The 20,593-nt window shown below is 34.7% G+C and carries 16 protein-coding genes; 11 read left to right on the forward strand and 5 right to left on the reverse strand.

The genetic code is table 11. The features are described from left to right. The first annotated feature begins 221 nt into the window (after positions 1-221). From ruvX to AC1RNE_RS09075, 11 genes are all read left to right on the forward strand, one after another. Entirely contained in the window at positions 222-638 is a 417-nt protein-coding gene (gene ruvX, locus AC1RNE_RS09025; protein ID WP_309915932.1) for a Holliday junction resolvase RuvX, read from the forward strand. 160 nt (positions 639-798) lie between these two features. Continuing rightward, entirely contained in the window at positions 799-1,551 is a 753-nt protein-coding gene (locus AC1RNE_RS09030) for a shikimate dehydrogenase family protein (protein ID WP_492800661.1), read from the forward strand. A 363-nt stretch (positions 1,552-1,914) separates the two neighbouring features. Further along, on the forward strand, positions 1,915-2,844 hold the full coding sequence (locus AC1RNE_RS09035) for a DNA adenine methylase (protein ID WP_492800663.1): 930 nt from the start codon (positions 1,915-1,917) through the stop codon (positions 2,842-2,844). Further along, positions 2,819-3,718, forward strand: a complete 900-nt coding sequence (locus tag AC1RNE_RS09040) for a type II restriction endonuclease (protein WP_492800664.1) — start codon at positions 2,819-2,821, stop codon at positions 3,716-3,718. The genes AC1RNE_RS09035 and AC1RNE_RS09040 overlap by 26 nt, the downstream gene beginning before the upstream one ends. Positions 3,719-3,722: 4 nt before the next feature. Further along, positions 3,723-4,277 (forward strand): hypothetical protein, encoded by a 555-nt coding sequence (locus tag AC1RNE_RS09045; RefSeq protein WP_492800666.1) that lies wholly within the window; start codon positions 3,723-3,725, stop codon positions 4,275-4,277. Next, positions 4,277-5,575: a DNA-methyltransferase gene (locus tag AC1RNE_RS09050; protein WP_492800667.1), complete on the forward strand. Its 1,299-nt coding sequence runs from the start codon at positions 4,277-4,279 to the stop codon at positions 5,573-5,575. Before AC1RNE_RS09045 ends, AC1RNE_RS09050 begins: the two co-directional genes overlap by 1 nt. A 109-nt stretch (positions 5,576-5,684) precedes the next feature. Next, complete coding sequence (locus AC1RNE_RS09055; RefSeq protein WP_492800669.1) at positions 5,685-7,259, forward strand: hypothetical protein; 1,575 nt, start codon at positions 5,685-5,687, stop codon at positions 7,257-7,259. A gap of 45 nt (positions 7,260-7,304) precedes the next feature. Next, a complete protein-coding gene (locus tag AC1RNE_RS09060; protein ID WP_492800670.1) occupies positions 7,305-7,844 on the forward strand; it encodes an NADPH-dependent FMN reductase in 540 nt (179 codons plus the stop codon). Between the two features lie 55 nt (positions 7,845-7,899). After that, positions 7,900-8,277, forward strand: coding sequence for a nuclear transport factor 2 family protein (locus tag AC1RNE_RS09065; protein ID WP_492800671.1), 378 nt, complete (start codon positions 7,900-7,902; stop codon positions 8,275-8,277). A gap of 173 nt (positions 8,278-8,450) precedes the next feature. Beyond that, positions 8,451-9,350 carry a helix-turn-helix domain-containing protein gene (locus AC1RNE_RS09070; RefSeq protein WP_492800672.1) on the forward strand — a complete coding sequence of 300 codons (900 nt, stop codon included), beginning with the start codon at positions 8,451-8,453 and terminating at the stop codon, positions 9,348-9,350. Positions 9,351-9,478: 128 nt separating this feature from the next. Further along, on the forward strand, positions 9,479-10,498 hold the full coding sequence (locus AC1RNE_RS09075; RefSeq protein ID WP_492800673.1) for an aldo/keto reductase: 1,020 nt from the start codon (positions 9,479-9,481) through the stop codon (positions 10,496-10,498). A gap of 275 nt (positions 10,499-10,773) precedes the next feature. Here AC1RNE_RS09075 and AC1RNE_RS09080 read toward each other — a convergent pair whose 3' ends face one another. The 5 genes from AC1RNE_RS09080 to AC1RNE_RS09100 all read right to left on the reverse strand — a co-directional run bounded on the left by AC1RNE_RS09080 (position 10,774) and on the right by AC1RNE_RS09100 (position 20,542). Continuing rightward, positions 10,774-13,164 carry a glycoside hydrolase family 31 protein gene (locus AC1RNE_RS09080; RefSeq protein ID WP_492800674.1) on the reverse strand — a complete coding sequence of 797 codons (2,391 nt, stop codon included), beginning with the start codon at positions 13,162-13,164 and terminating at the stop codon, positions 10,774-10,776. A 40-nt stretch (positions 13,165-13,204) separates the two neighbouring features. Beyond that, on the reverse strand, positions 13,205-14,596 hold the full coding sequence (locus AC1RNE_RS09085; protein ID WP_492800675.1) for a glycoside hydrolase family 5 protein: 1,392 nt from the start codon (positions 14,594-14,596) through the stop codon (positions 13,205-13,207). Positions 14,597-14,603: 7 nt separating this feature from the next. Next, positions 14,604-16,367, reverse strand: coding sequence for a glycoside hydrolase family 9 protein (locus tag AC1RNE_RS09090; protein ID WP_492800676.1), 1,764 nt, complete (start codon positions 16,365-16,367; stop codon positions 14,604-14,606). An 89-nt stretch (positions 16,368-16,456) separates the two neighbouring features. After that, entirely contained in the window at positions 16,457-17,656 is a 1,200-nt protein-coding gene (locus AC1RNE_RS09095; RefSeq protein WP_492800677.1) for a PQQ-dependent sugar dehydrogenase, read from the reverse strand. 84 nt (positions 17,657-17,740) lie between these two features. Next, positions 17,741-20,542 carry a glycoside hydrolase family 2 protein gene (locus AC1RNE_RS09100; RefSeq protein WP_492800678.1) on the reverse strand — a complete coding sequence of 934 codons (2,802 nt, stop codon included), beginning with the start codon at positions 20,540-20,542 and terminating at the stop codon, positions 17,741-17,743. Between the last annotated feature and the right edge of the window lie 51 nt (positions 20,543-20,593).

Consider the following 20,593-nt stretch of genomic DNA (forward strand, 5'->3'; position numbering starts at 1 on the left):
TTTTAACAACAAAATACCAATAAATTTCCAAAAAGTATATAATGTCTTATATTTTTCGAATAGGATTAGGAGTTTTAATAACGTAGAATTCGTCAAGAAAATATTTGCCCAATAAAATGATGTAACTTTGTGAGATTATAAAACAATGAAACCTCACCCCCAACCCCTCTCTGAATAGAGCGGGACGCGTAGTCGGGTTGGGGGTGAGGTTAAGCAACACCATGGGAAGAATATTAGCCATAGATTATGGTACTAAAAGAGTAGGTTTGGCTGTAACAGACCCTTTAAAAATTATTGCCTCTGCTTTAGATACTGTCCATAGCAAAGATGTTTTGAACTTCCTAAAAGTATATATGGAAAAAGAAAGCGTAGAAGCTTTTGTAGTAGGGATGCCTGTGAATCTTGACGGACAAGCCACTAATAATACCTCACAAGTAAAAGGTTTTATTACTACGTTGAAAAAAGCATTCCCCGAAATGCCCATTCATTTGCACGACGAGCGTTTTACGTCGTCAATGGCCATGAGTGCCATGATTGCAAGTGGCTATTCAAAAAAAGACCGTCGCGAAAAAGGGAACATTGATAAAATTTCTGCTACCATTATTTTACAGTCTTATATGGAGAGTAAGGGGATGTGAGTCATTGAGTGATTGAATGAATGAGTGATTTAGTGATTGTAATACATTCAAAATTAACATTTTTCACTTCGCCATTTAATTTTGACGTATTACTTTAAAACAACAATTTTTAACAAAGCTTATAGCCTACGGCTTATTGCTTAAAGCCAAAACAATCAACATGAATCTTTACGGACTTATAGGTTATCCACTGGGACACTCTTTTTCTAAAGGATACTTTACTGAAAAATTCCAACAATTAGGGATTTCCGAAACCCATACTTACGAGAAATTTGAATTAGAAAATATTCAAGATTTGCCTGCTTTGTTACAAAGTCATCGTCCAGCATTAAAAGGCTTGAACGTAACGATTCCGCATAAACAAAACGTAATACCTTTTTTGGATGCTATTGACGAAGCTGCCTTGAAAATTGGGGCAGTAAATACCATCAAAATTTTACCCGACGGCACAACTAAGGGGTATAATACAGATTATTGGGGTTTCCGTTGGACGCTAGAAAAATGGGAAGATTTTCAAGCCATCAAACCACAAAAAGCATTGGTACTGGGCAAAGGTGGTGCAGCCAAAGCCATTATCCAAGCCTTGGAAGATTTAGGCTTAACCACCCAATATGTATCAAGAACGAAGGAAGAAGATACTATTACGTATGAGGAATTGACAGAAGAAGTAATGAACGAGCATCTTTTTATCGTCAATACTACACCTTTGGGTATGTTTCCAAAAGTAGAAAATTTTCCAGCTATCCCTTATGAGTTATTAACTGACAAACATTTGTTATACGATATTGTCTATAATCCATTAGAAACTACTTTCTTAAAAAAAGGATTAGCGCATGGCGCCAAAGGCGTGCATTTTGGTTTAGAAATGCTTCATGGACAAGCGGAAAAAGCTTGGGAGATTTGGGGGGAATAGTGCTATTTATTAATATTTTGTTACTCTTAGCCATCTATTTTTAGATGGTTTTTTATTGATATATGACCGTATGATAAAATATGGAAAAGATATTTACTATATTAAAAAACTCAACTATTCTAACTTAGCAATCTCTAATAACATGGTATAACACATTATATACCCAGATGAAACATTAATTAGTGAAACTTTCCAAAACCAATATTTTACTGACTGAGATAATAATAATACTCTTATTTACTAGTTATCTACATTTTTGCAAGCAGATAAAATTCTCCATTTAATAAAAAATGAATAATGCGGTGGGTATGGTGAGAATGTTTTTTTACTTTTGATAAAAAGTGACATTAGAAACAAAGCTTAATGGATATTAAAAAAGATATAATTGCAAAACCATTTTTAAAATGGGCTGGTGGTAAGACTCAATTAATTAGTGAGATTCAGAAATCACTTCCAGTAGAAGTCAACAAGTCAAAATTCACATATATTGAACCGTTTGTAGGAAGTGGTGCCGTTTTATTTTGGATGCTTAACAACTATCCCAATCTAAAACATGCAGTAATTAACGACATTAATGAAGATTTAATAAATACATACAAAACCATTGCTTCAAAACCTTATGAACTTATTTCAATATTAGAAATTCTTCAAAATGAATTTCATGAATTAGAAAGTAAGCTCGAAGAAAAAAAGTTCTATTATTATCAAAAAAGAGAAATGTATAATACTAGAAAAGAAAACAAAAGTGTTCAAGCCGCTTTATTTATCTTTTTGAATAGAACTTGTTTCAATGGCTTATACAGAGTAAATAAAAACAATGGATATAATGTACCGATGGGTAGCTACAATAAACCTACTATATGTGATAATAAGAATATTTTAGCTATTAGTAATGCGTTACAAAGAGTGGAAATTTTATCAGGAGATTATGAATTAACTTTAGAAAAAGCAAATCCCAAATCTTTTTTTTACTTTGATCCACCCTACAAACCTCTTAATGAAACCTCAAGTTTTAATTCTTATTCTAAAGATGTATTTAATGATGAGGAACAAATTAGATTAAGGGATTTTTGTGCTAAATTAAGTTGTTTAGGACATAATTGGATACTTAGCAACTCAGATGTAAAAGGGAAAGATATTAATGACAATTTCTTTGATGATATTTATGCTGATTTCTTTATTACTAGAGTAAAGGCAAGAAGAATTATCAATGCTAACCCTGAAAAAAGAGGGCAGTTAAACGAACTATTAATTACAAATTATAAATATGAACAAGCTTTGCAACCTACTTAATCTTAAAAATGAAGATGAGCTTTTTGATAAAATAAAACACTCGTTCAAAGAAAAAATTACAAAATGGGATTATTTCGTTAATTGGTCTAAGGTATTTAGTAATATTAAACCTATTGAAAAAGAACTAAATTTATTAAACTTTCTTATTGGAAAAGAAGATATCCAAAAAGAAGCATTTGATTTAATAAAACAATATCCAGAAGTAGTAAAAGCATTCCCAACTCTTATTGCTGTTCGAGAAAAATCTGTAGATATTCTTACTGATTCCAAGAAGTTTTTATACGTAAACTATTCTTTTACCCGAAAGAAGCTCACCGATGAAGAATGTGAAGAATTAGCTTATTTTGTCGTTAATTCTGGTATTGGGGAAATACTAAAAGATAAAAAAGTGAAAAATTTAGTTGATTATGCTACAGGTGTAGAGGTTGGATTAGACAGTAACGGCAGAAAAAATCGAGGCGGTACATTAATGGAAACCTTAGTTGAAGAATTTGTTGCTGACAGTTGTCAAAATCTTGGTTTACAATATTTAGCACAAGCGACTTCAAAAAAAATAAAACTACATTGGGGATTAGATGTAATAGTTGATAAGTCTTCTCGACAATTAGATTTTGCTATTAATAAAAACGGAAAACTATTTTTTATTGAATGTAACTTTTATGGCGGTGGTGGTTCAAAGCTAAAGTCAACTGCCACAGAATATATTGAAATGAATCGTTACTGGAATAAACAGGGAATTGAGTTTATTTGGATAACTGATGGTGCTGGATGGAAATCTACATTAAAACCTTTAAGGGAATATTTTGATAAAGCTGATTATTTATTGAATTTGGAAATGTTAAAAGATGATATTCTAACTGAAATTTTAAAATAAATCTATGCCCGTATTACCACATATGAAACAAAAAGGGAAGGAACCTTTATCTGTTATTCAAGTTAACGACTCATACATACTTGGTATTTATCAAGGCTCACTATCTAATTTTGATTTGTTATTACGATACAGACAAAAAGATAATAAAAGCAAATCTGGTTGGTCAAGAATAAGAACCCCGAAACATATTCATTGGGCAGTAGATGCAATTATAAAAATGCATCATAATGATGAAGAGACAAGAAAATTTCTATCATTTTTAATCGACTTATGGGATAATCAAATAAAACCATTAACAAGTGATAAGGATAGAAGTATTCTTTTAAATGTTGAAGCTCTGAAGAGTGAAGCAAATAGTGAAGCTTCTAAATATCCTCAGCTAGCAAATAAAGGAGAATACAGTATTAAATTTTTGTATCTGATTGCTAAATTATTAATGATACAAGAAAAGACTAATTTATCAACTGCTTTTATGTTTAGACGTCTTCTCAAAGCACTTGAAGAACATAAAGATATTTACAAAATTGTTTCCATTGCGACACATAATAGAAGGATCTAATGCTTAACTCTTATTTCAAATCCTCAGACAAAAACTTCTATCTTCTTCATGGTGATAGTATGAAGCTTTTACCTGAATTTGACCATAAGTTTGATATGGTTTTCGCTGACCCTCCTTATTTTCTTTCTAATGATGGACTATCTATTCAAAGTGGAAAAATTGTAAGTGTCAATAAAGGAAGATGGGATAAATCAGAAGGTTTTGATTATGTAAATGACTTTAATCGTAAATGGTTATCATTGGTTCGAGATAAAATGAAAGAAGATGCTACAATATGGATTAGTGGCACAATGCATAATATATTTTCAGTTGGTCAAATACTTACAGAACTTGGTTTTAAAATTCTAAATGTGATTACATGGGAGAAAACTAATCCTCCTCCTAATTTTTCATGTCGCTACTTTACCTATTCAACTGAACAAATCATTTGGGCAAGGAAAAATGAAAAAGTCCCTCATTACTTCAATTATGAATTAATGAAGCAATTGAATAATGATAAACAGATGAAAGATGTTTGGAAACTTCCAGCTATTGCACCTTGGGAAAAATCTTGTGGAAAACATCCAACACAAAAACCTCTCTCAGTACTAACTCGATTAATTCTAGCTTCAACAAAACCAAATGCTTGGATACTTGATCCTTTTACAGGAAGTAGTACAACAGGAATTGCCGCCAATTTAGCCAATAGACGATTTTTAGGAATAGACCAAGAACAACAATTCTTAAGTATTAGTGAAAGACGAAAACTTGAGATTGAAAACCAATCAACTGCTGAATTTTATAAAAAGAAAATCGCTGGCTTTATTGATAACAGACAGTTAGTTAATTTTCTAGAAAATGAAAAAACAAATAAGGAGATTAAAGTAGTACTTGGTTTTTATCGTGCAAAAGAAATAGATTCACTAAAAATGAATAATACATTTTACTTTCATGCAATTGAAAATAATAATGTTGTTAAAGATTTTCCTATAGGAATACTTGATGCAAAGATTTTAATGATTTATTCAGGAGGACGAAGTAATCCAATTACTCTTACTGGATTTTATGGAGAGATAAAATCTATTACACTCAAACACAAATCTGATATTGAAAGCAAAGCTAACTCAAAAACAGAATTTTACTATGAGGTAATTTTAGAGGATGGTTTTAAAGAATCTGAGAATTTAAAGTTTCCTTTAAATATAAAACAGCTGTTTGATAAGGTAGATGATAAAAACCGTAAGCTTTTTGAACAATATTTACCTGCTTTTACAACTTGGGAAAAGCTAATAAAATCAAATGATGAATCTCTACGTTAACTCAGAATAGTAAATTTACTTAATACTATACCCTAAGATTTCTATATTTCATCCTTCAAAGTCTTCAACCAATCAAATTCCTATATTTTAATCTTAATAATAAATCACTATGAACAAAAAATTACTACTCTTATTTTTCACCATCGCATTATTTTTCAATCTTCGCTCTACCATTTTTGCACAAGTATTTGAAGAATATACAGTTGATGCTCTTTCCCAAACAGCCCCTTTAAAACCCAAATTAAAAGATTTTAAGACTTTTGATGTAAGGCTCATTAAATACACTGCCTTAAATGCTCCGATAGAAATAAAAAATTTCCCCGACAGTGACTTCTCAACGCTTTTGTCGTCTGTCTCATTCAATCCATTAAAACAAGTAACTGATGGGGGTGATTTACACGTGGTCGTATTACTACAAGCGTATAGTGATATGAAACTTGGTGCATATACTGGATTCTATATTACCCTCTACGACAAGTTTATGAACGTACAGGGAACATTTCAAAAGAATTGGAGTTATCTAGAACCCAAAGCTTCCAAAAAACTAACGGATGATTCTGCTTATAAAGTAAAATTTAAAGCAAACCTTGAAAGTGCGCTCGAAGACTTTTTAGCGACAATGTACAAAGCAGGCGTAGAAGGTCATGAAAAATATGTTCGTGTTACATTGGCTCAGTTTAGCAAAGCTAAAAATTGGCCAGATTTAAAAGACTTCAACGTAATTATCGAAGAAACTAACAAAACGCTTAGAAAACAAGGAACTAATGCTTGGTTAAAGGAAATCACTAAAGATGACATTAAATATTGGGGGGACTTTGTCAATGAAAAAGATGATACAGACCAAAATGATATAAAAAGAGCTGCTTTGCACAATTTGTGTGTTTACTATACGCTAAACCATGATGAAAAAATGGCAAGAGATTATTTAGAAAAATATAAAAAAGTAGATGTTGAGTTAAAATTTAATGGCGTAAAATTTAGGTATTCAGATAGAATAGAGGAAGTACTTATTAATGAAATATTCCCTAAAAAAGAAACAGAGCCTTTACTAACTCAAGAGATACCACTTGACGCAATCTTGGAAAAACACCAATTTATTACTGTTGAAGGCAATGCCATTCCTTATGAAGGTGATAAGTTTTTTAAAGAACCTTTTAAAGGAACCATCAAAATTGTAAAGCCAGAACCTTATTTCAATATAACCAACAGCGGAGCAGTCTCTACGCTAGGTGGAAAAGATGTAGGAGTTCCTATCAAGCTTTTTAATGGTAAAGAATTGGTTAAACAACTTTATGCCTCTAATATTCAGAAGATAACGAGCAATGATGATTCCAAAGAATTCGTTGTTCGTAAATTTAGACTACTGACGTTTACCTACTTTACTCTTTTAGAGCGTACCTATAAAGGCCCTAAAGTTGCATTATACGAACAATTATTTGTTGAAGATTCGCCTGTTTCACAGAAAAGCTCTAACCCAGAACGTCAAAATGTAGCCCCAGAAGTTTATTTTTGGTTGGCTAAAACAGGCGATACAGAAGGAGTACAAACAACTTTTATTAACGTAAAAAAGAGACTTTTTGAATATTTTAGCGATTGTCCATCAATCAAGGAAAAGTACAGCGAAGTCTATTTTAATAATTTGAATATGAAAAATATCGTAGCAGATTATGATAAATGTAAATAATATTCGCTAACTGATTTTACCATTGTAAAGAACAAATTATCTAACATGAAAATAATTGCATTTGCAGGAAGTAATAGCTCTACTTCTATCAATAAAAAACTAGTAACCCACGTTGCGTCCTATTTTAAAGGACATATCATTGAGATTCTAGACCTCAATGATTATAAAATGCCTTTGTTTAGTGTGGATAGGTTAGCAAAAGATGGGATTCCTCAATTGACATTAGATTTCGCTCAAAAAATAGACTCAAGTGATTTTTTACTGATTTCATTGGCAGAAAATAATGGTGCATATACTACCGCTTTCAAGAATGTATTCGATTGGCTTTCTATGATTCCTGAGCGTCCTGTGTTTGGGAATAAACCTATGTTTTTATTATCAACTTCTCCAGGAGCAAGAGGGGGAGCAAGCGTAATGGAAATAGCCAAAAATAGAATGCCTCATAGTGGTGGTAAAGTGATTGAGACGTTTTCTTTACCAAGTTTCTATAAGAGCTTTGTGGAAGGTAAAGGAATTACAAACATTGATTACGCTACGGAATTAGTTACTAAAATTGAAAAAATAAAGGAAGTATTGGCTATCTAAAATAGCATAAATTCCTTATCTGTCGAATCCAATCAATTCATCAATAGATAATCGTATGAGTAACAAAGAAAACATAATTAATAACTACATAGAAGGATACAATCAGTTTGATATTGATAAAATGGTGCTAGACTTTGACGATAATATTGTGTTTGAGAATATTTCTAATGGAGAAGTCAACTTGACTTTGTCAGGAATTAATGCATTTAAAGAACAAGCTGAACAGGCAAAAGCTTACTTCTCTGCAAGAACTCAAACTATAGCATCATTTGAGGACAAAGATGATGAAGTAGAAGTCCAGATAGGTTATTATGCCATATTAGGAATGGATTTCCCTAATGGATTAAAGAAAGGCGACGAATTGAAATTAAAAGGAAAGTCTATTTTCAAGTTTTTGGATGATAAAATTATTAAGCTTAGTGATATTAGTTAATGTAGATAAATTTATTAATCAAAAGAGGTCTTAGCATTCATTTGCTACGACCTCTTTTGATTATTTTATAAAGCTTGGGTACAAGCTTTCTTCTTTTTTGAGAATTAAAAATATATTTTGTCTATCAAAACTAAATCATAATTTAGTATGTTTGATTTTTATAATTATGCAAGATGGAACAAATTCATACTTTAGAAGATTTATATAAAAATCGTTTAAACTTTGTACCCGAAAACCTTAAAAATGACATCGGACATTTTAATGTTTTTCGGGTTGAAGATTTTATCGGAAATTCACAAAAACCGATTCCGTATAGTCGAAAAGATTATTATAAAATTTCACTGGTGATTGGCAAAAACCATTATCATTATGCGGATAAAATCGTGGAAGTACAAGAAGCAGGCGTTTCTTTTGCCAACCCGATGATTCCCTACAAATTAGAAAGAATCGGCGAAAAGCAGTCGGGATACTTTTGTGTATTTACTGAATCTTTTCTTCAACAAATTCCCAATATCAAAGAATATCCCATTTTTAAAGTTGGCTCTTTCCCTATTTATGAATTAGAAACTGAAAATATCGCTGCATTCAGCCATATTTTCGAGCAAATGCTTACTGAAATCAACCTTGAGTACATCTATAAGTACGATTTACTCCGTACTTTGGTACAGCAACTCATTCACAAAGCCATGCGTTTGAAACCCACCGAAACAGTGATTTCATCGCAAAATCATTCAGCAAACAATCGTATCACCTCTCTTTTTATTGAATTATTGGAACGCCAATTCCCCATTGAATCGCCATTTCAAACGATGAAATTGCGAAACCCCATAGATTTTGCTACGCATCTTTCTGTACATATCAACCACTTAAACAGAGCTTTAAAAATTGTTACAGGCAAAACTACTTCTCAATTAATTGCTGAACGGATTTTGCAAGAATCAAAAACTTTATTGAAACATACCGATTGGAACATTGCTGAAATCGGTTTTTGCTTGGGTTTTGAAGACCCTTCGCATTTTACTTCATTTTTTCGGCGTGCTTCACAAATCACGCCCAAATTGTTTCGTAACTGACAGGCAGACATACAATTGTTTGATTTTTTATATTTCCTGTTTCTTATGGGCTATTTATAGACGAGTTTTTGTAAGGAATTTTGCAACAGATAAATATATTAATTAACATTCAAAAATAATCAACGACTATGAAGTATAATTATGTAGGCGAAACGGGTTTATTAGTCTCGGAGCTATGTTTGGGAACAATGACTTTCGGCGGACAAAATGCTGGAATGTGGGAAAATATTGGCAAACTACAACAGCAAGAAGTAAATGAATTGATTAAAGTAGCGGTAGAGGCAGGCATCAATTTTATTGATACCGCCAATATTTATTCTTTTGGACAATCGGAACAATTATTGGGGCAAGCTTTAAAAGATTTGAATATTCAGCGTGACCGAGTGGTGATTGCCACAAAAGTATTAGCCAAAATGGACGAATATCCTAACAGCACTGGACTATCAAGATACCACATTTTCAATTCAGTTGAAGCAAGTTTGAAGCGTTTGCAAATGGATTATGTTGATATTTTATATGTGCATGGCGTTGACCCCAAAACTTCTATCGAGCAAATTGTGCGTACCCTCAACGACATTGTAAACACAGGAAAAGTACGTTATATTGCCATTTGTAACTGGCCAGCTTGGATGGTCGCTGAGGCTCAAACCTTTGCTAAATATAATGGTTTTCATCAATTCATTGGCTTGCAATATTATTATTCTGCTGTAAGCCGTGATATTGAGCATGAACTTGTACCTATGGCGACTCATCACAAATTAGCAATATTTCCGTGGAGTCCATTAGCAGGTGGATTTTTGAGTGGTAAATATACTAGGGAACAAGCAGAAGCAGGTTCGAGAAGAGTAAATTTTGATTTCCCTCCTATCGACAAAGAAAAAGGTTATGATTTAGTAGAAGTGCTAAGTAGCATAGCCAACGCCCATCAAGCTACGGTAGCACAAGTAGCTTTGGCGTGGGTCAGACAGCAAAGTGGCGTAACAAGTACCATTATCGGAGCAAAAACTGTTGCTCAGTTGAATGATAATCTTCGCTCCGTCGAGATTCAATTAACGCCTGAAGACTTAGCCAAAATTAATGAAGTAAGTCCATTACCCTTACAATATCCAGGGTGGATGGTGAATAGACAAAGTACTTATAGAAGTTAAGAATAAGCTTCTTAGAAAGTCGAATCACCTAGTAAGCAACGGCTAGTGGTATATGAGGACTCAACTTGGAAAAAATTATAAAATGCGTTATATTTTTGCAATGTAACATTGCAGTACACACTGGCATAGTGTAGTAGCATTACGCCAAGCAAGTGGGGAAGTCTATTTTCAAGTTTTTAGGCAATAAAATAATTCGACTTACTGATATTAGTTAATGTATATAAATTCATTAACCAAAAGAGGTCGTAGCAAATGAATGCTACGACCTCTTTTGATTATTTTATAAACTTTACTTTTCCTGCAAAAGGGTCTGTATCCAATGCAAATGCTTTCCCTTTTTTACTCATTGAAATATCATGTAAAACATTATCAGATGGTAAACATATTTTACCTTTTACCTTATTAGCACTTACTGAGAAAGGTACTAGTTCCAACTGCGACCAGTCTAAATCATTGGTTGATTGTGCCAATTTGATATGTGGCAATATTGCACCGTCACGTACCAACATTACTACCGACAATTCTCCACCGTCAATCTTATGCCACCCACCAGCATAAACTTTCTTGGTTTGATAATCTATCCAATTTCCTTTAGGTAAATATACTTCTCTGCTTCTGGCATCTTGTTCAAATAGTGGTGCTACCAAAATATCTGAGCCAAACATATATTCATTTTCAATTTGCCAAGAGCCTGCATCTTCTGGAAACTCTACAAACAAAGCACGCATCATTGGTAAACCGTTTTCAGAAGCGTGTTTAGACTGTGCATAAATATAGGGTAACAGTTTATATTTCATTTCGATTACCTTTCGGAAATCGTTCATAAAATCTACCCCATAATCCCACGGTTCTTTTGGTGGCTGTCCATGACAACGTGTATGCGATGACAAAGCTCCAAATGGTAACCAACGACGGTATAAATCTTGCTGAGTTCTTTGTGTAAACCCTCCAATATCATGACTCCAGAATGAAAATCCAGAAACGCCTAGCGATAAACCTCCGCGTAATTCAGCTTCCATACCCATATTGGTAGATTCAGCATCGCCACCCCAATGTAAAGGATAACGTTGCGAGCCTGCCCATGTGCTTCTAGCCCAAATGATATTTTCTCCGTTGATTTCCTTGGTTAGTTCAGACACAATTTTGTTATAACGTAAGGGATACAAATTATGCTCATAAAAGCCTGTACGGCCATTGGCATAAATGCCTTTATATGGTGCAGCCTCGCCAAAATCTACCTTGATGGCAGCTACACCCATTTTCAATAAATTACCAATTTTTTCACGATACCATTGGATGGTATTGACATTGGTAAAGTCCAATACTGCATCTTCGTAGGGAATATTACCTTTGTCATTTTTTATGAATAATCCTTTATCCACAATTTCTTGAAAAAGGTCATTTTTAGGAACGAAATAAGGCAATTGCCACAAACAAGTACGAAAACCTTGCTCCTTTAAATCCGAAATCATTTTGACAGGGTCTTTAAAACGATTCTTGGAGAATTGATAATCACAACGCCAATCGGTTTCAAACCATCCTGTATCAAAATGGAGTACATCTGTAGGAATTTTGTTAGCTCTTAGCTTAATCGCCACATTGCGTCCGTCTTCTTCTGAAAAATACGTGATACGGCTCATCCACAACCCAAAAGACCAAAGCGGAGGCATAGAAGCTTTGCCCGTTACATTCGTGTATTCATCCAGAATTTCTTTGGGTTCACCCAAGAAAACGAATAAATCTAACGATTCATCCCCAATCATTAATGCATTAGCAGCACCGTAGGTAGCACCAAAATCGCAAGTAATGGGCGTAGAAGTATGCATAAACATTCCATAACCTCTTGAACTCATAAAAAACGGAATAGGCTTATACATTCCAGCCGTTTCGATACCATTAGGGTCTGAGGTATACAAATTTACTTTTTGACCATACTTGTTCAATTTGGTAAATGATTCGCCACAACCAAAGATTTTTTCATCGGGCGATAGCGTAAATACTGGCGCAATACTCCGTGAATAGTCTGCCGCACGACGTACAAAACAGAATGGCATCGAGGCTGTATAGGAAGTTTTATTATCTGCAAAACCACGTGTTTTGGTTAATAATTTACCCGCCTTATCTCTGAATTCTATTCCCCAAGGACTTTCGGTAATCGTCACTGTTCCGAAGGCACTTTTGTATTGATGTCCTTTTGCAATTTTGGTGTATTGCCAAGAATTATCGCGAGTAGGTTCTTTTACTAACATCAACGATGGTTCGTCTGCCCTTGTAATCGTACCAGTATTCGCACGGATTCTTACCGATTTTGGCGAAATAAATTCTATTGAAAAAGGTAGAACAGGATTTTCTGCATACTCTGGTCCAGGGAATTCATTCCCCGGCACTTTATGCAAAGCCGACTGTGTATAATTAAACGCATGAGCAGGAAAATACTGATTTCTTTTCCATTTGATACTGCCCGAGCCTGTAGTAGGATTAAAACTTGCTAAACTATCTGCTACAAAATAAGTATTGGTAAAATCTTTAAAATCTTTGCTAAGGTCAACAGGCTCGTTGAGCATTGTTTGAGTATTTTGAGCAAATGTGTATTGACCTAGGAAAAGTCCCAAACACAATGCAAACAAAACACCTCTTTTGGCATGCGAATAAATATTTATTTTCATATAGAATAAAATGATTAATGGTTAACAATGCATCAACTTGCTACGGCTTTTCTACTTTTTTATACCCTACGATTCTATTTTTAACATCAAAAAACTTTAAAATATAAGTACCCGATTGCTGTTTATTTACAATCAGTTTTTTCTTACTTAATTTTTTCTTTGCAATAGATTTTCCTTGAAGATTTATTAATTGAGCGGAATAAACTGTATTACCTATACTTTTTATCGTAAAAACATCTTGACGAGCATTGGAAAGAATAGCTACATCTGTTAATTCGGGGGTTTTACTTAACCCTAACGTTTTTAGTACATAATTTCCAATATCACTTTTTATACAAGGTGATAGTGCTGTAGTTCCTTTTTGAAACATATTGAATCCTCCATTCCATTCCCACCAAGCAGATGGAATATCTAAGGCAGTCAATGCATCGTAAACAGCATTGGCATGTCGGCAACGACTATCGGCATCTGCAAAATTGCTATAAGAGCCAAACTCTCCTAAGAAGATAGGTACATTTTTCTGAACAGACCATTCTTTTGCCTTGGCAAGTGCATTGTAAATTGCTTCAGGGGTTCCATATCTTGCATAGTGGGTAACGTTGTATTCCACCCAAGTTCCTTTTGCCGAAGGGGGTACTACCAAATTTGCATTATCTGTACTCGGAAAAGGAATATTTCTTAAGTCTCTTACTTCTGGGCTTGTCCATGTAGCCCCTTGATGGGTAAAAATAAAAGGGTCGTAATAATGAAAACTATAAATAATATTAGGGTCTGAAAAAGGCTCGGATTTTAATAAACCTTCTCTACTATTCCAGTCATGAAAACCCACCACAAGTGTATGACGAGGAGCAATGGCTCTGACTGCACTGATTAATTGATTGGCCTCTGCTCTCCATTCGTCTGCGGTGATGTCATGAGGTTCATTTTGTAGTTCAAAAAATACTTTTTCAGGGTCTGTATTTTTGTACCTTTCTGCTACGCTTTTCCACAAAAATAATTTTCTATCGATGGTATTTGCTTCTGGTATCGAGCCGTTGTACTCAGGATGATGCAAATCAATCACTACTTTTAATCCATTGTTTATACACCATTTAATGAGAGAATCTGTAGCAGTTAATCCAATTGGATAATCCCATTGATAAGGTGCTTGTATAGAAGCAAAGGCACTAAAACAAACGGGCATTCTGATAGTTTTAAAGCCTTCTTTAGCAATATCCGCAATCATGCTTTTGCGTTTCATTACTTCTGACATCTTTATAAAATCACCATAATGGTTTGCCTTTGTCCCTAACCAATAGTTTTCTAAATAAGAAAGATTCATTCCTATGCCCAGTGTGGCGGCTCTTTTCGAAGCAATTGTTTGCGAGAAAAGGGTATTATTCAATATTAAGCTTATACTGAATAATACAAAATATACAATGCTTTTTTTCATGTTAATATCATTTTATAGACATGGTCATTTTTGATTGTAGAGCTTCAATGGCAGCAGATAAATAGGCCATCGGAGCATTCCAATTAATCGCAATTTCGTTAGTCGAATATGAACAATCTGCATCTAAATAAGATTCATCAGCTACTTTAGTGGTATATCCTACACATTTATCCTGTTGTCCAGGATTTGTCCCTCCTGACAAAAAACCGGGCAAAGGTTCAACGATGCCATCAGCCATCGCCAAACGGTGATGCGGATGCATAGGCGTTTTTGAGCCAAAGGCTGTCATAAACGAATAACCCGTTGCATTTCTACCAAGCAGGTAATCCAAATTGCTTAAAGCTAAAGCTAAGTATTTTGTATTTTTTGTCAATTTAAATGCTTGAATCATGGCTATTCCTTGATTGGCCGCTCCACCAGAGCTTCCCCACATAAAATCTCTAGCGGTTCTTCCCATTACTGTTTGGAAAGAACGCTTCTCAACACCATTTGCCAACGTATCTATAAAGGCGATGAGTCTGTTTTTCAAAGCAGGGAAATCCTCTTTTCCTTTTCCCGTTAATTGATGCTGAAATCTTGCTAAGGTATAATATCCTAACAAACGTACTTGATTCCAAGCAGGTATATTCATTTTTGCGTTAAGCCCATTTTCAATAGTTTTGTAATAGCTATCATTTTGGGTAGTGATATATAATTCAGTGGCTGCCCAGAAAAATTCATCCGAAAAATCATTATCGCCATAAGCACCCGTCGTTATTTTGGGCAAAAACTGCTCATTTAATTTATTTTGGTCATATTTCACCGATGGATTCTTGATTGCCCAATTCCAAGCACGATTTGAAGCTAACAAACAAGAATCAGCCAAAGCGGGAAACTGTTTTGGAAATTGTTTGAAAACCCTAGCGGCTTGTGCCATCACTGCTGCAAAATCAAGGGTGGCAGCAGTACTTTTTTGCACTACATATCTCGTTTGGGTTGCCTCAATAGGCATAATAATTGAGTCAAAAACGGCATTGGTTAGTTTATGATAAACACCACCATCGGTATCTTGCATACTTAACATCCAACGTAAATTCCACAGTGCTTCGTCTAATATATCAGGAACATCATTATTACTTTCTGGAATATTCAGGTTTTGTTGTTGAAAATACGCAGGGAAATCTTCGTATAAAGAAAAGAGTGTTCCCATCGTAATGCCTGAATTAACAATATACTTATTATAATCTCCTGCATCGTACCACCCTTTAGGTGATGAAATAACCGTGCCTGCTGGTCTTTCAGGACTAACAGCCGAGGCATGAATTAATATTTTGGTATCTGGATGTGCAAATGGTCTTGCCCATTTTTCAGCATATTTGGAAGGAAGTTCGGTAGAGGCTCTTTGATAATAAAAGGCTTTTAAGGATGCCTTAGCCATATTTTGATGAACATTAACACGCACTTCAAATGGATAAGAAATCCCTAATGAGGGTACTTCTATTACATATTTACCTACGTTTTCTACGCTTGAAAAGTCTGCTATTTGAGTGGTTTTGTCAGAAAATTCAGATTGACGAGAGGCACTTAATTTACCTACCAACACCGTTTTGGTTAAATCGGTTGTTTTAACTAAAAAAGTAGCTACTTTAGCATTAACAATAACGGCTATTTTAGGCGCATTTGGATAAAAACCAATTTGATTAAGGCGAATATTTTCTGATACTTTTTGCCCAAAATTTGGATGAAAAATAAAAGAAAGCATACAGAACATTATATATTTAAGGATATTCATTGGATAATTTTTGTTTATAAATTTAAATTTTAAGGATAATCATTTTAGTTGTAAGTGGTGAGTACTCACCACTTACAACTATCAATTCATCATTTCTTAGTCACTAACTGATACAATGCACCTTTGTCGCTTCCTAAAAGTACCGTTAATAAATACACTTCCCCTGATTGGTCTTCGCCAAAGCTGTAAATATGCCAGTTGCCTGCCTCTTGCGAGATAGAAAGTTTTTCTCTGTTCCACTGCTCTTTTTTACTATCAGTCAACGCCCATACAGGACCAGTCCAATCTGCAAAAATATATTTCCCATAAAGTGCAGGAATTTGTTTGCCTCTATACACAAAGCCTCCTGTAATACTCAACCCGTCTGAGTGAGGGTATTCAGCAATAGGATTAATCCAGTTTTTAGGGTCTGGGTCGTTCGGGAATTTTTCGTGTAATCCCTCTCTAATTCTCCAGCCATAATTACCGCCTTTTGTTACAAGGTCTACTTCCTCATAATTGTCTTGACCAACGTCTCCTACAAATAAATCTCCAGTTTTTTTATCAAAACTTATACGCCAAGGATTTCTGAAACCATAAGCGAAAATCTCTGGACGTACCTCTGGTTTTCCAACAAACGGATTGTCATTAGGAATACTGTATGGCAATTGCTTTACATCAACCCTAAGGATTTTTCCTAAAAAGTTACTAAGGTTTTGGGCATTACCAAAATCGCCGTGTTTGTCATTTTGTCCACCTCCATCGCCTACTGCAATGTATAAGAATCCATCTGAGCCAAATTTTAAATCACCTCCATTATGGTTAGATTGTGGCTCATTAAATTCCAAGACTGTTTTAGCAGTACTTTCATCTACGGTATTCTTATTTTTGCTTGAAACGGTATATTCTCTGATTAAGCTTTTATGGTCAACGCCTTTCGTACCACTTGCTACAGGGATACTACAGTATACGTACAGCTTGCCATTTTTAGCAAAATCTGGATGAAAAGCTAAGCCTAACAATCCACGTTCTTCATAGCCTTTTTTCTTAACTACTTCGTCAGTAATATCTAAAAATAAGGTTGGTAATACTTTCCCTTTTTGGATTATTTTGATTTTTCCTTCTTGTTCACCTACAAATAATCTGCCTGATTTATCATTAGATTCAGCAAAAACCGTTGGGTGTGACAATTGGTCTGAAATCAGTTTTTTATCAACTTTAATAGCCGAAATCGTTTCCTGACTATAACTTGTACAGCTACATACCAAGCTGAAGAAAAATATATTGCTAAGTTTTTTTATCGTTGTCATGTTTTCTAATTGTGTTTGAGTGAATTGTGAATGAGTGAATTATATTTTTAAAAAAAACAAATTCGTTTATTTACAAGTCACTAACTAGTTTTCAATAGCTTTATTTTTAAAATCAAATAATATTTTGCCTTTAATAGGTGTATAATTCAGCATCATATTTTTCTGACTTTGAGGGCCATACAAATTAGCTGGATTAAATTTTGCCCCTATCGGACTAATACCATTCAAGAAACCAATATTTCCTTTGGGAAAAGGAGGACTAGTATTATCATTGGTCGCACCTTTAGGTTTTTGAGGTTGAAACATTTGTAAAAACATATTTTCGTCTTCCGCATATACCGTAAAAGCACTTTCCTTGGTTTCAATCACTACCCATTTCAAGTCTGAATGATAGCCTTTGAACTCAGGGTATTGAAAGTCCTCTCCTGTAATAGCATCGTTATAATCCTTATGCCATACCCCATATTTCAACCCTTTCATGCGGTTTTTCCACACTCTGAAAGGTCCACGTCCCAACCATTTCATGCCAGTAATGTTACTTTCTGGATAGTTGAAGGTAATTCCCATAAAGTCTGCATCACCTTTTTGTGAATATTGATATGAAAGTTCTACAGGGTTATTGCTCGAAAATTTCCACCATACATTGAAATATCCGCCATCACCACTATAATTAACCGCTACTTCATAGCCATTAGTCGTAGCATAATGTTTGAACGATTTTAGGGTAACATTTACTCCTGCTAAACTTGGACCATTTGATAATGAAATATCTGATTTTGAATTGTTTACTTTAGATAAATAACCTGTAGTCTTATCAAAAACATAGGTGGTATTATCAGCCTTAATCGTCAAGAAATTAGCATCTTCGCTTGCATCAATTTTTGAAACAGTGTTTTTTGAGGCAATTATCTTGGTAATGTCTTCTTGTTCTTCAGGAATTACCCACGACCATGTGAAAATCTCCTTACCATTCGGGTCGGTTGCTTTTAAATAAAGTGCTTCACTATCTGTCCAATTGCTAGGTAAATTCAATTTCAAATACCCTGTTTCTCCAGCAGGAATGGAAGTAAACGCAGGCTTTCCTGTTTGATTTACGATGGCTTCTAAAGACTTATCGCTTGGTTTTGGGAAAGAAACCAATTGCCATTCAAAAGTACATTGATTCAAATCGGTGAAGGAATAATGGTTTTCTACGGGCAACTTTCCATCAAAAGTGCGGGGCAAGTATTTTTTGGTAATTCTTACGGGCGACCATATTTCTTTGATAGCATAAAAGCTAGCTTCTTTTTCACGATGTGGTCCCAAGATTCCATCTGGTGCATTGTTTCCAAAGCCATCAAGAATGTCATTTTTATCTGTTCTTACGACGGCTTCATCTACAAATGACCATAGAAAACCTCCAGAGCAATGGGGGTGTTTGAGCATCAAATCCCAGAAATCTTCTAAGCCTGCACCATGTCCTCCATCATACAAACCGTGCATAAATTCGGTTGGCATCATGATGTCTTTATCATACAAAACGGCATTCGCTAAATAATTATAGGTAATATAATGTTTTGAATCGAAACCATTGAAACGCTCCCAAGGGTGAAACACTGGGCGTTTTTGTGGGTCGTACAGAGCAAAATCATTATCTAACCCTCTGTTCCAACCTCCCTCGTTACCATTATCCCAAAATAAAATAGATGGATGGTTTACATCACGAATCACTACTTCTTTCACCAGTTTTCTGCCGGGAATAGTGTCGTATTTGTTTTGCCAGCCCGTTAGCTCATCCATTACATACAGCCCTAGTGAATCACAAACGTCTAAGAAATGAATATCAGGAGGATAATGCGACATTCTAACAGCATTCATGTTCATTTCTTGCATCAACTTTACATCATTGATACTTACTGATTTGCTGGTAGTTCTGCCTGTTTCAGGATTAAAAGAGTGCCTATTAGACCCACGAAGCATTACCTTTACGCCATTCACATAAATACCATCTCGCTTTCTGACCTCGATGCTTCTGAAACCAAAACGTTGCGTGCGTGTATGAATCACACCTTTTTCATCTTTCAATGAAACCTTTGCCTGATACAAATTAGGATTTTCAGCATTCCATAATTTTACCTGTTGAAAAGCTTGTTTTAATACTGTTTTCTCGTCAGCAGGATTAATTTTAGCGTTAAACAACGCTCCTACGTTTTGCCCTGACAAAGTTTGTACTTGTACATCAACACTTTGATTAGCAGTAGTTTTGGAAGTAAAAACATCTACAGAAAAATTGCCATCTGCTTTTGCATCAATCGCCAAACGCTCAATAAAACTTTGCGGTACTACTTCCAAATAAACAGGACGATAGATTCCACCAAAAGCCCAAAAATCACCGTGACGTTCGGCAACATCAATCGACCTATTGGCTGATGCTTTGTTGACTTTTACTTCCAGTAAATTTTTACCTGTTTTTAATAAGCCCGTAATCTCGTACTGAAATTGATAAAAGCCTCCTTGATGCACATCACCTGCTAATTTTCCATTGATTTTCACTTCTGTGTCAGTCATTGAGCCTTCAAAAATGATGTAGACTCTCTGACTTTTCCACGCCTTTGGAACGTCAAAAGTGTGTTTGTAAAGCCCCTGCTCGTCTGCCTTCGTTTCCTCTTTCCTATTTTCAGTACCATAACTATACTTGCCAAAACCTTGTAATTCCCAATTAGAAGGCACGGCAATTTTAGTCCACTTCCCGCTATTCATTCCTTTGTTACAAAAGAAATCCCACTGTACGGTATGGTCTTTATCAGTTCCAGAAAGATATACTTTTTGGCTTTCTTGAGCGAATGCATTCAGTGATAGCAAAAAAATGCTTACCCAGAAGGCATAAAATAGTTTGTTTTTTTTCATACTAATTCATTGAAGGTTTAATTTTTCCATTCCAGTGAAATATTCAGTAAA

It is taken from the genome of Arcicella sp. GW822-FHT02H01 (genome assembly GCF_058802005.1).